Genomic DNA, 12,793 nt, shown 5'->3' with positions numbered 1-12,793 from the left:
GGCGCAAGCTCGTCGGGAAAAGCCTCGAGTCGGCGCAAGCTCGCCGGGAAAAAGCCTCGAGTCGGCGCAAGCTCGCCGGGAAAAAGCCTCGAGTCGGCGCAAGCTCGCCGAGCTGATCCGTTCTGACGACGAGGTTGCGCCGACTCGACGTGCTTCAGCGGCGAGGTTGCGCCGACTCGACCTGTTCTGACGACGAGTTTGCGCCGACTCGACTCAGCGGGGGGCGACGAGCAGGGCCTGCGAGGACCGGGCGACCAGGCCGAGCTCGTCGGAGATCGCCGCGGTGGCCACGCCGACCGAACCCGAGCTCAGGGTGGTCTCGGCGTCCAGGCAGATCCAGTCGCCCACCGGCGGGCGCAGCACGTGGACGGTCAGCTCGGTGTTGAGGAACGCCCAGCGGCGTACGTCGAGCGCGGCGCTGGCGCCCGAGGCGGAGTCGGCGCAGGCCAGCAGCCGCTGCACCGGCGAGAGCTGCTCGCCCTCGACGAGCGCCGGCGGGCGCATCCACACCACGCCGGGGCCCGGGGTCGTCACCGAGCCGGACACCCATCGCCAGTCGACCGCGTCGAGGTAGCCGCCGTGCCAGGCGGTGGGGCGGTCGTGGGGCACGCCGTCGGCAGGGCCGTGCGTCATCGGCTTCGGCCGGTCGGGCCCGTCCGTGGAGGCGGGGAACAGCCAGGCTCGTGCCGAGGCGACGACCCGTCCGCGCGCGACGTCGTGCAGCTCCGCGCCCACCAGCTGCACCGACCGCCCGGGCCGCAGCACGGCGGCCGTGGTCGCCAGCGGCCCGACCGGGACCGGGCCGTGCAGCTCCATGGTGAAGCGGCCGACGTGGGCCTGCGAGAGCCGCTCGACGGCGCGGGCGAGCAGGGCCGCCGGCGGGCCGCCGTGCTGGGCGTCGGGGGCCCACGGACCGGCCGTCGCGGGCAGCGACTCGAAGGTCTCGCGCCCCTCTCCCGGGGCCTCGATCAGGCGGTAGAACCAGGGGTGCTCACCCGATTTTTCTTCCACGTCGCTCCCTGTGTATTGTTCTCGCTCGTTGCCCCTTTAGCTCAGTCGGCAGAGCGTCTCCATGGTAAGGAGAAGGTCTACGGTTCGATTCCGTAAAGGGGCTCTGGGTGTGGGTTGCCGTCGGTCAGTATTCTGGCCGACGTGCCCTGTCCCGGTGGCGGGGTAGCTCAGGTGGTTAGAGCACACGGCTCATAATCGTGGTGTCGCGGGTTCGAGTCCCGCCCCCGCTACTAACTCTCGACCGACCAGCAACAAAAGGACTTCCCGTGGCCAGCAAGAGCTCCGACGTTCGCCCCAAGATCACGCTCGCGTGCGTGGACTGCAAGGAGCGCAACTACATCACCAAGAAGAACCGCCGCAACGACCCCGACCGTCTCGAGCTGGCGAAGTTCTGCCCGCGCTGCCGCAAGCACACCGCGCACCGCGAGACCCGCTGACGCACCGCAGCACCCGCCTGGCCCGCCCGAGATCCTCGGGTCGGGCCAGTCGTCATTTCGGGGGCCTCCGACGGCGCCGATAGTGTGACGTCATGCCTGTCGACCAGTCGCTCGTCGGCCGGGAGTTCCCGCCGACCACGCCGTACGCCGTCACCGAGGAGAAGGTCCGCGCGTTCGTCGCGGCGACGGGCGGTGACGAGTACGCCGGGGGCCCGGTGCCGGCGACGTTCCCGATCGTGATGGCCTTCGACGCGATGAACGCCTTCCTCGAGGCCGAGTCCGTCGACCTGTTCCGCATCGTCCACGGCGAGCAGAAGTTCCACTACGAGCGCCCGGTGGTGCCCGGCGACGTCCTCAGCGCCTCGCTCACCGTGGCCAGCCTGCGCCAGATCGGCGGCAACGACATCATCGGCACGGCCAGCCGGATCACCGACGCCGACGGCGCCCTCGTGTGCACGACCACCGCCACGCTCGTCCACCGAGGAGAGTCCGCATGAGCCTGCCCACGCAGACCTTCACGATCACCCGGGCCGACCTGGTCGCCTACGCCGAGGCCAGCGGCGACCACAACCCGATCCACCAGGACGAGTCGGTCGCGCGCAGCGTCGGGCTTCCGGGCGTGATCGCCCACGGCATGTACACCATGGCGCTCGCGGCCCGTGCGGTCGCGTCCTGGTTCCCCGACGCCGAGGTGGTCAGCTTCGGCTGCAAGTTCACCAACCCGGTCGTCGTGCCCGCCGACGGCGGCGTCGACGTCGAGGTGGCCGGCGAGGCCAAGCCGGGCGAGGACGGGCTCACCACCGTCGCCCTCACCGTCACCTGCGAGGGCCAGAAGGTGCTCGGCATGCCGAAGGCTGTCGTGCGTGCCTGAGCTGCTCCGCGACCACACCACCCTCCGCCTCGGCGGTCCGGCCCGGGAGTTCGTCACCGCGACCACGGTCGACGAGCTGGCCGACGTCGTACGCCGTGCCGACGAGGCCGGTGACCCGGTGCTGGTCCTGGGCGGCGGCAGCAACCTCGTCGTCGCCGACGAGGGCTTCGACGGCACGGTCGTCGAGGTGGCGACCCGCGGCATCGTCCCGGACGTCGAGGACGGGCAGGGCTCCTGCGGCGGCGTCCTCGTCAGGGTGGCCGCCGGAGAGACGTGGGACGGCCTCGTGGCGCGCGCCGTGGCCTCGGGCTGGGTGGGCGTGGAGGCGCTCTCCGGGATCCCGGGCTCGGTCGGCGCCACCCCGATCCAGAACGTCGGCGCCTACGGCCAGGAGGTCGCCCAGACCATCGCCGCGGTGCGGGTGTGGGACCGCGTGCTCAAGGGCGTCCGGACCTTCGCGAACGCCGACTGCGGCTTCGGCTACCGACACAGCCGGTTCAAGGCCGACCGCCTGGATCCGTGGGGTGGTCGACACGTCGTGCTCGAGGTGACCTTCCAGTTCCGTCAGGGCACTCTCGGCGCGCCCGTGGCCTACGCCGAGCTGGCGCGCACTCTGGGCGTCCAGCCGGGGGAGCGGGCGCCCCTCGCCGACGTGCGCGCGGCCGTCCTGGGGTTGCGGACGGGCAAGGGCATGGTGCTCGACGCGGGTGACCACGACACGTGGAGCGCCGGCTCGTTCTTCACCAACCCGGTGGTCGCGCCGGAGCAGGTGCCGGAGGGCGCGCCGGCCTGGCCGCAGCGCGACGGGAGCGTCAAGACCAGCGCCGCCTGGCTGATCGAGCACGCCGGGTTCGCCAAGGGGCACGGGAACGCGCTGGCGAGCCTGTCCACCAAGCACACGCTCGCCCTGACCAACCGGGGGAGCGCCACCGCCGCGGACCTGCTGGCCCTGGCCCGCGAGGTCCGCGACGGTGTGGAGCGTCGGTTCGGCATCCGGCTCGTCAACGAGCCGGTGCTGGTCGGCTGCGAGCTCTGACGCCCGCAGCCGACACGGTGGAGGTCAGTACCCGCTGCTGCTGGAGGAGGTCCCGGCGAACGCCAGGCCGATCAGGCCGATGATGGCCAGGAGCCCCAGCGCCAGCAGCACGGTGCCGATGATGCCCATGATCCTGCCCGCGTTGGCCTGGTCACGGCCGCCGTATCGTCCCGGCTCGGCGTCGATCTCGCGCACCGCCCGCGCACCGATGCGCCAGGCGAAGGGGGAGAGCACCAGCGTGATGCCGCCGCAGAAGGCGATGCCGGCCAGCCCGATCAGGCTCAGGACCAGCGCCGTGGTCGCCGAGGGGTGGTTGGCGGCCATCGGCGTGCCGTAGCCGTAGGCGCCGGGCTGCGCGCCGTAGGGCTGCTGGCCGTAGGGCTGTTGGCCGTACGGCTGCTGACCGTACGGGGCCTGGCCATAGGGCTGCTGGCCGTAGGGGGCCTGGCCGTAGGGCTGCTGCGGCGGGGCCGGCGGGGCGCCGTACGGGTTCTGCTGTCCGTAGGGGTCCTGGCCGTAGGGCTGGTGGGTCGGGGGAAGCGAGGAGTCCCCCTGGCCGGGAGGCTGGCTCGACCCGGGGGGCTGGTTCGCGTCGTCTGGGCTGCTCACGCGTCCATCCTGACAGGCTCCGGGGTCAGCCACCGGTCGACCTCGGCGATCAGCTCGCGCTTCACGTCGTCGGGCGCGCGCGAGCCGAGGACCGACATCCGGCCGAGCTCGGCGAGCTGGGCGTCGGTGAGCTCGTGCGCCGCCCGCATGGTGGCGTACTGCCCCGCCAGCCGCGAGCCGAAGAGCAGCGGGTCGTCGGCCCCGAGCGCCACGGTGGCCCCGGCCGCGAGCAGCGTCGGCAGCGGCACCGACGTCAGGTCCGAGTAGACACCGAGGGCGACGTTGGAGACCGGGCAGACCTCGAGAACCACGCCGCGCTCGACGATCCGGTCGAGCAGCGCCGGGTCCTCCGCGGAGCGGACGCCGTGGCCGAGCCGGTCGGCGTGCAGCGCGTCGAGGCAGGCACGGATGCTGTCCGGCCCGAGGAGCTCGCCGCCGTGGGGGACCAGGGTCAGGCCGGCCCGCTCGGCGATCGCGAACGCCGGCGCGAACTCGGTGGTGGTGCCCCGGCGCTCGTCGTTGGAGAGCCCGAACCCGACCACGCCACGGCCGGCGTACTGCGCGGCCAGCCGGGCCAGCGTCCGCGCGTCCATCGGGTGCCGTGTCCGGTTGGCCGCGATCACGACGGCGATGCCGAGCCCGGTGTCCCGGGACGCGGCGGCGACGGCGTCGAGCACCAGGTCGGTGAAGGCGGTGATCCCGCCGAACCGGGCGCCGTAGCCGCTGGGGTCGACCTGGATCTCCAGCCAGCGGCCGCCGTCGCGCACGTCGTCCTCGGCGGCCTCGCGCACCAGGCGACGCACGTCGTCCTCGGTCCGGAGCACCGAGCGTGCGACGTCGTAGAGCCGCTGGAAGCGGAACCAGCCCTTCTCGTCTGCCGCCGACAGTCGCGGCGGCCACTCCGAGACCAGCGACTCGGGCAGCACGATGCCGTCCCGCTCGGCCAGCTCGAGCAGCGTCGCGTGCCGCATGGAGCCGGTGAAGTGCAGGTGCAGGTGCGCCTTCGGCAGGGTCAGCAGGTCACGCGCGCCGGCCCCGCCGTCCACCCCCGTCGGACCGCCCACGCTCAGGCGAACAGCTTCTGGAGCCGCGTGACGCCCTCCGCCAGGTCGTCGTCCCCGAGCGCGTAGGAGAGCCGGAGGTAGCCGGGCGAGCCGAAGGCCTCGCCGGGCACGACCGCCACCTCGGCCTTGTCGAGGATGTACTCGGCGAGCTCGGCCGACGTCTCGATGACGCGGCCGTCGTACTCCTTGCCGAGCAGGCCCTTGACCGACGGGTAGGCGTAGAACGCGCCGTGCGGGGTCGGGCAGAGGACGCCGTCGATCTCGTTCAGCATCGAGACGATGGTCCGGCGACGGCGGTCGAAGGCGACCTTCATCTCCTCGACGGCCGTCAGGTCCCCGCTCACGGCGGCGATCGCGGCGCGCTGGGCGACGTTGGAGACGTTCGAGGTGGCGTGCGACTGCAGGTTCGTGGCGGCCTTGACCAGGTCGGTCGGGCCGATCATCCAGCCCACGCGCCAGCCGGTCATCGCGTAGGTCTTGGCGACCCCGTTGACGACGACGCAGTTGTCGGTGAGGAACGGGCAGAGCACCGGCATCGAGCCGGTGTCGACGCCGTCGTAGACCAGGTGCTCGTAGATCTCGTCGGTCAGGACCCACAGCTGGTGGTCCTCGACCCACCGGCCGATCTCACGGATCTCGTCGGAGGTGTAGACGGCGCCGGTCGGGTTCGACGGCGAGACGAACAGCAGCACCTTGGTGCGCTCGGTGCGGGCGGCCTCGAGCTGCTCGACGGTGACCTTGTAGTCCTGCGTCTCGTCGGCCAGCACCGGCACCGGCACGCCGCCGGCCAGCTGGATCGCCTCGGGGTACGTCGTCCAGTACGGCGCCGGCACGATCACCTCGTCGCCCGGGTCGAGCATCGCCGCGAACGCCGCGTAGATCGCCTGCTTGCCGCCGTTGGTCACCAGGACCTGGCCGGGCTCGATCGCGAGGCCGCTGTCGCGGAGGGTTTTCTCGGCGATCGCCTTCTTCAGCTCCGGCAGCCCGCCGGCCGGGGTGTAGCGGTGGTTCCTCGGGTCGCGGCAGGCCTCCACGGCCGCCTCGACGACGTAGTCCGGCGTCGGGAAGTCGGGCTCGCCGGCGCCGAAGCCGATGACCGGCCGGCCCTCGGCCTTGAGGGCCTTGGCCTTCGCATCCACCTTCAGCGTCGCGGACTCGGCGATGGCGCCGATGCGCTGCGAGACGCGACGGTCGCGGGGGCTTCCCCCGGCGGCGGGGCCGGGCTGGGCGGACACGTTGGCGGTCATGGCACCATCGTAGAGGCGCAGTCGCGGAGCAGCGGCCCGGGTTTCACGCCCGGACCGGCCGTTCCACCGGCGGCACCGGGGCCGGTTTGGACTCGGCCTCGGTGTTACCCGTAGACTCCCCGTTTGGTGGTTTCCCACATGCTCCGGCGTGCCCGGAAGTGGGCGTCATCGGAGGGCACTAGCTCAACTGGCAGAGCATCGGTCTCCAAAACCGAAGGTTGGGGGTTCAAGTCCCTCGTGCCCTGCAAGACAGACGCACGACAGCAGCACAGATGGATGCACGACAGCTGGTCCACCCGGCCAGGAAATCGAACGAGGAGAGGTGACGCGCGTGTCGGACAGCAAGGCCGTCCGCGGTCCGCGAGAGAGCAGGACCGAGAAGCGCACCAGCCTTCCCACGTTCTACCGCCAGGTCGTCGCCGAGCTGCGCAAGGTCGTCTACCCGACCCAGGAGCAGCTGGTCACCTACTTCCTGGTGGTCATGGTGTTCGTCCTCTTCATGATGGCGCTCGTCTCGGTGGAGGACCTGGCGTTCGGCAAGCTCGTCTTCGCGATCTTCGCCGGCAACTCGGACCAGTGACCACGCGGGTGTCCTCCCGGACACCCGCCCGCCCGGCCTCGACCGGGCACAGCAGATCGAAATGACATCGAAGTGACGGAGCATCACGTGTCGGAGCAGTACGACTCGGTCGAGACCGAGGAGACGGTGGCCGCCCCCGCGGGCGACGCGTCTACCGAGGAGACCCCGGAGGTCGCCGCGGAGACCGAGGCCCCCGTCGAGGACGGCGACGAGGCCGGTACGCCGGTCGACGCCGACAGCGAGTCCGAGGACGTGTCGGACGACGAGCCGGTCGCGGAGGGCGACGACGAGCCCGGTGACGACGACCCGCTCGAGGCGTTCCGCCGCGAGCTGTGGGCCAAGCCCGGCGACTGGTTCGTGGTGCACACCTACTCCGGCATGGAGAACCGGGTGAAGTCGAACCTCGAGAACCGCATCATCTCCCTCAACATGGAGGACTACATCCACGAGATCGTGGTCCCCACCGAGGAGGTCGCGGAGATCAAGAACGGCCAGCGCAAGATGGTCAAGCGCACCGTCCTGCCCGGCTACGTCCTCGTCCGCATGGACCTCACCGACGAGTCCTGGGCCGCGGTCCGGCACACCCCGTCGGTCACCGGCTTCGTCGGCCACAGCCACCAGCCGGTGCCGCTGAGCATGTCCGAGGTCGAGAACATGCTGGCGCCCGCCGTCGTGGCCCGCGCCGAGGCCGAGGCCGTCGCGGCCGGCACCCCGGCAGCCAGCACCGGTGCCACCGCGAAGAAGCCGATCGAGGTCGCCGACTTCGACGTGTCCGACTCGGTCATGGTCGTCGACGGTCCGTTCGCCACGCTCCACGCGACGATCACCGAGATCAACGCCGAGTCCCAGAGGGTCAAGGCCCTCGTCGAGATCTTCGGCCGGGAGACCCCGGTCGAGCTGAGCTTCAGCCAGATTCAAAAGGTCTGAGGCCCGGGCCCGAGCTTGCGAGGGCCCGGACAGCCGAAGAGGTTGAGGAGCGTCGGCGCACACCCGAGCGAAGCGAGGGAGTGCGTGACGCGTCTCGAAACCCAGTAGGTCCGGGTATCGAGAGACACAAGAAGAAGTGGCAGGGGGTCCGCCCCCGTCATGACCACACGAGAGAGAGAAAGAAATGCCTCCCAAGAAGAAGATCGCCGCACTGGTCAAGGTGCAGCTGCAGGCCGGTGCCGCTACCCCGGCCCCGCCGGTCGGTACCGCCCTCGGTCCGCACGGCGTCAACATCATGGAGTTCTGCAAGGCGTACAACGCCCAGACGGAGTCCATGCGCGGCAACGTGATCCCGGTCGAGATCACCATCTACGAGGACCGGTCCTTCACCTTCGTCACGAAGACCCCGCCGGCCGCCGAGCTGATCAAGAAGGCCGCCGGCCTGAAGAAGGGCTCGGGCGTCCCGCACAAGGAGAAGGTCGGCAAGCTGACCAAGGACCAGATCCGCGAGATCGCCACGACCAAGCTGCCCGACCTCAACGCGAACGACATCGACGCCGCGATGAAGATCGTCGAGGGCACCGCTCGCTCCATGGGCGTCACCACCGACTGACGACCCCTCGCTGGTCCCGCCGGTCGGGACCAACGGACCACTAGCACCTGTGGCAGGGCCGCGCTGGCCCCTTGAAGACCACACCTGGAAGAGAAGAGAACCAGACATGCAGCGCAGCAAGACCTACCGCGCAGCGGCCGAGTCGTTCGACAAGGACGAGCTCTTCGCCCCGCTGGCCGCGATCAAGATCGCCAAGAACGCGAGCAAGAAGAAGTTCGACGAGACCGTGGACGTCGTCATGCGTCTCGGCGTCGACCCCCGCAAGGCGGACCAGATGGTCCGTGGCACCGTCAACCTCCCGCACGGCACCGGCAAGACCGCCAAGGTCCTGGTCTTCGCGAACGCCGAGAAGGCCGAGGCCGCCCGTGAGGCCGGCGCCGACGTCGTCGGTGGCGACGAGCTCATCGAGAAGGTCGCCGGCGGCTGGCTCGACTTCGACGCCGTGGTCGCGACCCCGGACATGATGGGCAAGGTCGGTCGCCTCGGTCGCGTGCTCGGTCCCCGTGGCCTGATGCCGAACCCGAAGACCGGCACCGTGACGCCGGACGTGGCCAAGGCCGTGTCCGACATCAAGGGCGGCAAGATCGAGTTCCGTGTCGACCGCCACGCGAACCTGCACTTCATCATCGGCAAGGCGTCCTTCTCCGAGGTCCAGCTGGCGGAGAACTACGCCGCCGCTCTCGAGGAGGTGCTGCGTCTCAAGCCGGCCAGCTCCAAGGGCCGCTACCTGAAGAAGGTCACCGTCTCGACGACCATGGGCCCGGGCGTCCAGGTCGACCCGAACCGCGTCAAGAACGTCGCGGTCGAGGACGAGGCCACCGCCTGACGTTCCACGCGCCCGAGTGCGTGCGAAGGGCCGGTCACCCCGTGGGGTGGCCGGCCCTTCGGCCTGTCCTGGGCAGCGCGGCTACTCGGTGAAGACGCGCTCGTCGACCAGCTGCTCACGGACCAGCCGGCCCTCGGCCACGAAGCGGCCCTGGTCGAACCGCTTCTGGAACTCCAGCTCCACCCCGTCGCGCCCGAAGCGGTTCTTCTCGACCGAGAGCACCGCCCACTCGCGGAACCGCTCGGCGTTGCCGAGGTTGTAGGTCAGGTGGTGACGGGCGACGATGTCGTACTTGCTGTTGAGGATCAGCACGACGTCCGCCTCGTAGCCCAGCGCCGAGGAGCCCCGCAGGTGGTTGACCCGCATCCGCCGGCCGCTCTCGAGGCCGGTCTTGTCGGCCGCGACGACGGCCAGAACCGGGACGGCGGCGTCGATGGCGAGGTCCTTGAGGCCCTCCACGACGGTCGTGGTGCGCTCCGCCTCCTCGGCCGGGCCGTCCGGGACGAGCACCTTCTGCAGGTAGTCCACGACCACCATCGGCGAGTGCCCGGTGAGGTGGTGCGTCGTGTCCACGGCGGTGCGGATCGCCGCCAGGTCGGTGGCGCTGCCCGTGGAGCGGTGCACGTGGAACAGGTCCGAGTACTTCCTGATCCGGGTGAGTGCCTCGTTGCCCGCGGTCACCTTGTCGAGCCGGTCCTCGATGGTGCCGCTGCCGACGGCGTCGAACGCCTCGCGGATCGCGGTGAGCCGGGCTCGGTTCGTGTCGTCGATCTCGCCGGCCTCCAGGGCGACCAGCTTCTCGATCAGGTCCTCGGGGTCGTGCTCGTAGGAGAAGTACACGACCGGCCGTCCTTCACGGACGACGTTGCGGGCGAGCTGGAGTGCGAACGTGGTCTTGCCCAGGCCCTGCGGGCCGGCCAGCAGGCACAGTCCGCCGGAGCGGAGTCCACCGCCGATCACGGGGTCCAGCCCGCCGAAGCCGGTGGGCCAGATGCGGTCCGCGGCGTGGCGACCGGTGCGCAGCCGCTCCTCGGTCCGGGTCAGCACGGTCGAGACACTGGTGAGCTTGTCGTCCATGTCGACAGTGGAGCAGCGGCGGCCCGCTCCCAGGGGCGAAACGAGGGCAGGGATCCCCTGAGATGGGTACGCCGGGTGCCGCCCCGCGGAGCGCGCGTCGCGGCCCGGGTCGTACCTTGGCGGGCGTGCGCTGCGTGATCCTCGACGACTACCAGGGCGTCGCCCTGCTCCACGGTCCCTGGTCGGACCTCCCGGGGATCGAGGTGACGGCGGTGCGCGAGCACCTGGCCGACGAGGAGGCCGTCGTGGCCGCCGCCGGTGACGCCGAGATCCTGGTCGTGATGCGGGAGCGCACGCCGCTCACCGCCTCGCTGCTCGCCCGGCTGCCCCGCCTCCGGCTGGTGGTCACCAGCGGGATGCGCAACGCGTCCATCGACCTGGCGGCCTGCCGCGAGCGCGGTGTCACCGTCTGCGGCACCGGCTCGTCGTCGACCCCGCCGGTCGAGCTGACCTGGGCACTGGTCCTGGGCCTGGCCCGCCACCTGGTCACGGAGTCCACGGCGTTCCGGGAGGACGGCCCGTGGCAGTCGACCGTGGGCGTCGACCTGGCCGGGGCGACCCTGGCGCTGATCGGCCTGGGCAAGATCGGCACCCGGGTGGCCGCGGTGGCCGGCGCCTTCGGGATGGACGTGGTCGCCTGGAGCCCGCACCTGGCCCCCGAGCGCGCGGAGGCGGCCGGCGTGCGGTTCGCCCCGAGCCTGTCCTCCGCGCTGGCCCAGGCGGACTTCGTCTCGCTGCACCTGGTGCTGTCCGACTCCACTCGAGGTCTGCTGGGGCCTGCGGAGCTCGCGATGATCCGCCCCACGGCGTACCTCGTGAACACGTCCCGGGCGGGCCTGGTCGACACCGGCGCCCTGGTCGCCGCGCTCGAGGAGGGCCGGATCGCCGGCGCCGGCCTCGACGTGCACGACGAGGAGCCGCTGCCCGCGGACCACCCGCTGCGACGCCTCCCCAACGTCCTCGCCACGCCGCACCTCGGGTACGTCACCCGGGGCAACTACGACACCTACTTCACCGAGGCGGTCGAGGACGTGGCAGCCTGGCTGGCGGGGGAGCCCGTACGCCGCCTCGCCTGAACCTCGATTTGGCCGGCCCCGTGCGCACCCCGTAGTCTTCCTCTCGAAACCAGAGACCGCCGGTTGTCGCGCCGCATCAGCAGCACGACCGAAGGCTCCGCGGATTGCGGACGGCCAGCGCAGGTGTCAGAGCAAGGCCGGGTCCGCCCGGCCGTCCACGCCCTGAGCGCCCGCGCTCGGGGCGTTCGTCTTTCCCGGGTCCTTCACGGTGGTCTCCAGTCCGGAAGGAGACCCATGGCGCGGGCAGACAAGCAGGCCGCCGTCGCGGACATCGTTGAGTCGTTCAACGGTGCCGCCGGTGCTGTGCTGACCGAGTACCGCGGTCTCACCGTGAAGCAGCTGCAGGAACTGCGGCGCTCCCTCGGTGCGAACGCCAACTACGCCGTGGTCAAGAACACGCTGGCCAAGATCGCCGCCACCGAGGTGGGCATCGAAGGCTTCGACGACCTGCTGACCGGTCCGACCGCCATCGCCTTCATCAACGGCGACGTGGTCGAGGCGGCCAAGGGTCTGCGTGACTTTGCCAAGGCGAACCCCACCCTCGTCATCAAGGGTGGCGTCCTCGACGGCAAGCCTCTCGACGCGAAGGAGGTCGCCAAGCTGGCCGACCTCGAGTCGCGCGAGGTGCTCCTGGGCAAGATGGCGGGCGCCATGCTCGCGTCGCTCAGCCAGGCCGTCTACCTGCTCAACGCCCCCCTCGCCCAGGCTGCCCGGCTCGCCGGTGCGCTGCAGGCGAAGGCCGAGCAGGACCCCTCGATCCTCGCAGGTGGTGCCGGTGCTCCGGCCGCCGCCGAGGAGGCTCCGGCTGCTGCGGACGAGTCCGCCGAGGCCGAGGTCCCCGCTGACGAGGCCGCCGCTCCCGCGGAGGCCTCCGAGGGCGAAGCCGCCGAGGCCTGAGGGCCCCGGTAACCAACCACCTGTAACCCGGCCCGTCGCGACCCGACGGGCCACCGAATGGAAGGAACCGCCACCATGGCGAAGCTCACCACCGACGAGCTCCTCGACGCGTTCAAGGAGATGACCCTCATCGAGCTCTCCGAGTTCGTGAAGCAGTTCGAGGACACCTTCGGCGTCACCGCCGCCGCCCCGGTCGCCGTTGCCGCTGCCCCCGCCGCCGGCGGTGCCGCTGGCGACGCCGGCGAGGCTGCTGGCGAGCAGGACGAGTTCGACGTCATCCTCGAGGCCGCTGGTGACAAGAAGATCAACGTCATCAAGGAGGTGCGCGCCCTCACCTCGCTCGGCCTGAAGGAGGCCAAGGAGCTGGTGGAGTCCGCGCCGAAGCCGATCCTCGAGAAGGTCGCCAAGGACGCCGCGGAGAAGGCCAAGGAGGCCCTCGAGGGCGCCGGCGCCACCGTCACCCTCAAGTGACGTCTCTCTGAGTCCCGGACAGGGGCGACCACCCGCGAGGGTGGTCGCCCC

16 protein-coding genes and 3 tRNA genes are annotated in these 12,793 nt (G+C 71.1%); 14 read left to right on the top strand and 5 right to left on the bottom strand.

Annotated features, from left to right (window positions below; translation table 11 throughout):
- Positions 1-213 precede the first annotated feature (213 nt).
- The gene (locus ACZ43H_RS16790) at positions 214-1,011 is read right to left on the bottom strand and encodes a thioesterase family protein (RefSeq protein ID WP_464584770.1); all 798 of its coding nucleotides are present in this window, start codon (positions 1,009-1,011) and stop codon (positions 214-216) included.
- 30 nt (positions 1,012-1,041) lie between these two features.
- On the opposite strand from ACZ43H_RS16790, the gene ACZ43H_RS16785 reads away from it, so the two are divergent.
- From ACZ43H_RS16785 to ACZ43H_RS16760, 6 genes are all read left to right on the top strand, one after another.
- Positions 1,042-1,114, top strand: a tRNA-Thr gene (locus tag ACZ43H_RS16785).
- Between the two features lie 53 nt (positions 1,115-1,167).
- A tRNA-Met gene (locus ACZ43H_RS16780) sits at positions 1,168-1,241 on the top strand.
- 36 nt (positions 1,242-1,277) lie between these two features.
- The gene (gene rpmG, locus ACZ43H_RS16775) at positions 1,278-1,448 is read left to right on the top strand and encodes a 50S ribosomal protein L33 (protein WP_121804265.1); all 171 of its coding nucleotides are present in this window, start codon (positions 1,278-1,280) and stop codon (positions 1,446-1,448) included.
- A 92-nt stretch (positions 1,449-1,540) separates the two neighbouring features.
- The gene (locus tag ACZ43H_RS16770) at positions 1,541-1,945 is read left to right on the top strand and encodes an FAS1-like dehydratase domain-containing protein (protein ID WP_464584767.1); all 405 of its coding nucleotides are present in this window, start codon (positions 1,541-1,543) and stop codon (positions 1,943-1,945) included.
- Positions 1,942-2,319, top strand: a complete 378-nt coding sequence (locus ACZ43H_RS16765; RefSeq protein WP_464584765.1) for a MaoC/PaaZ C-terminal domain-containing protein — start codon at positions 1,942-1,944, stop codon at positions 2,317-2,319. Before ACZ43H_RS16770 ends, ACZ43H_RS16765 begins: the two co-directional genes overlap by 4 nt.
- Complete coding sequence (locus ACZ43H_RS16760; RefSeq protein ID WP_464584763.1) at positions 2,312-3,355, top strand: UDP-N-acetylmuramate dehydrogenase; 1,044 nt, start codon at positions 2,312-2,314, stop codon at positions 3,353-3,355. Before ACZ43H_RS16765 ends, ACZ43H_RS16760 begins: the two co-directional genes overlap by 8 nt.
- A 24-nt stretch (positions 3,356-3,379) precedes the next feature.
- Here the strand turns inward: ACZ43H_RS16760 and ACZ43H_RS16755 are convergent, their stop codons facing one another.
- From ACZ43H_RS16755 to ACZ43H_RS16745, 3 genes are all read right to left on the bottom strand, one after another.
- A complete protein-coding gene (locus ACZ43H_RS16755) occupies positions 3,380-3,964 on the bottom strand; it encodes a DUF4190 domain-containing protein (protein ID WP_464584761.1) in 585 nt (194 codons plus the stop codon).
- A complete protein-coding gene (locus tag ACZ43H_RS16750) occupies positions 3,961-4,935 on the bottom strand; it encodes an adenosine deaminase (RefSeq protein ID WP_464590844.1) in 975 nt (324 codons plus the stop codon). Before ACZ43H_RS16750 ends, ACZ43H_RS16755 begins: the two co-directional genes overlap by 4 nt.
- A 95-nt stretch (positions 4,936-5,030) precedes the next feature.
- A complete protein-coding gene (locus ACZ43H_RS16745) occupies positions 5,031-6,275 on the bottom strand; it encodes a pyridoxal phosphate-dependent aminotransferase (RefSeq protein WP_464584757.1) in 1,245 nt (414 codons plus the stop codon).
- 172 nt (positions 6,276-6,447) lie between these two features.
- On the opposite strand from ACZ43H_RS16745, the gene ACZ43H_RS16740 reads away from it, so the two are divergent.
- From ACZ43H_RS16740 to rplA, 5 genes are all read left to right on the top strand, one after another.
- Positions 6,448-6,520: transfer RNA gene (locus ACZ43H_RS16740), tRNA-Trp, on the top strand.
- Positions 6,521-6,606: 86 nt separating this feature from the next.
- Complete coding sequence (gene secE / locus ACZ43H_RS16735; RefSeq protein ID WP_464584755.1) at positions 6,607-6,855, top strand: preprotein translocase subunit SecE; 249 nt, start codon at positions 6,607-6,609, stop codon at positions 6,853-6,855.
- An 87-nt stretch (positions 6,856-6,942) separates the two neighbouring features.
- Entirely contained in the window at positions 6,943-7,782 is an 840-nt protein-coding gene (nusG, locus tag ACZ43H_RS16730) for a transcription termination/antitermination protein NusG (protein WP_464584753.1), read from the top strand.
- Between the two features lie 184 nt (positions 7,783-7,966).
- Complete coding sequence (gene rplK / locus ACZ43H_RS16725; RefSeq protein ID WP_125036546.1) at positions 7,967-8,395, top strand: 50S ribosomal protein L11; 429 nt, start codon at positions 7,967-7,969, stop codon at positions 8,393-8,395.
- Positions 8,396-8,501: 106 nt separating this feature from the next.
- The gene (gene rplA, locus ACZ43H_RS16720) at positions 8,502-9,221 is read left to right on the top strand and encodes a 50S ribosomal protein L1 (RefSeq protein WP_464584750.1); all 720 of its coding nucleotides are present in this window, start codon (positions 8,502-8,504) and stop codon (positions 9,219-9,221) included.
- Between the two features lie 81 nt (positions 9,222-9,302).
- Here the strand turns inward: rplA and ACZ43H_RS16715 are convergent, their stop codons facing one another.
- Positions 9,303-10,298: a DnaB-like helicase C-terminal domain-containing protein gene (locus ACZ43H_RS16715; RefSeq protein WP_464584749.1), complete on the bottom strand. Its 996-nt coding sequence runs from the start codon at positions 10,296-10,298 to the stop codon at positions 9,303-9,305.
- A gap of 125 nt (positions 10,299-10,423) precedes the next feature.
- Here ACZ43H_RS16715 and ACZ43H_RS16710 point away from each other — a divergent pair, with 125 nt between their 5' ends.
- The 3 genes from ACZ43H_RS16710 (at position 10,424) to rplL (ending at position 12,742) form a co-directional block, all read left to right on the top strand.
- Entirely contained in the window at positions 10,424-11,374 is a 951-nt protein-coding gene (locus ACZ43H_RS16710; RefSeq protein ID WP_464584747.1) for a D-2-hydroxyacid dehydrogenase family protein, read from the top strand.
- A 234-nt stretch (positions 11,375-11,608) separates the two neighbouring features.
- Positions 11,609-12,271, top strand: coding sequence for a 50S ribosomal protein L10 (rplJ, locus tag ACZ43H_RS16705; protein WP_464584745.1), 663 nt, complete (start codon positions 11,609-11,611; stop codon positions 12,269-12,271).
- 75 nt (positions 12,272-12,346) lie between these two features.
- Complete coding sequence (rplL, locus tag ACZ43H_RS16700; protein WP_379176917.1) at positions 12,347-12,742, top strand: 50S ribosomal protein L7/L12; 396 nt, start codon at positions 12,347-12,349, stop codon at positions 12,740-12,742.
- The last annotated feature ends 51 nt before the right edge of the window (positions 12,743-12,793 follow it).

The sequence above is a fragment of the Nocardioides sp. DN36 genome, assembly GCF_055380375.1.
This window is presented reverse-complemented; position numbering and strand designations above follow the sequence as displayed.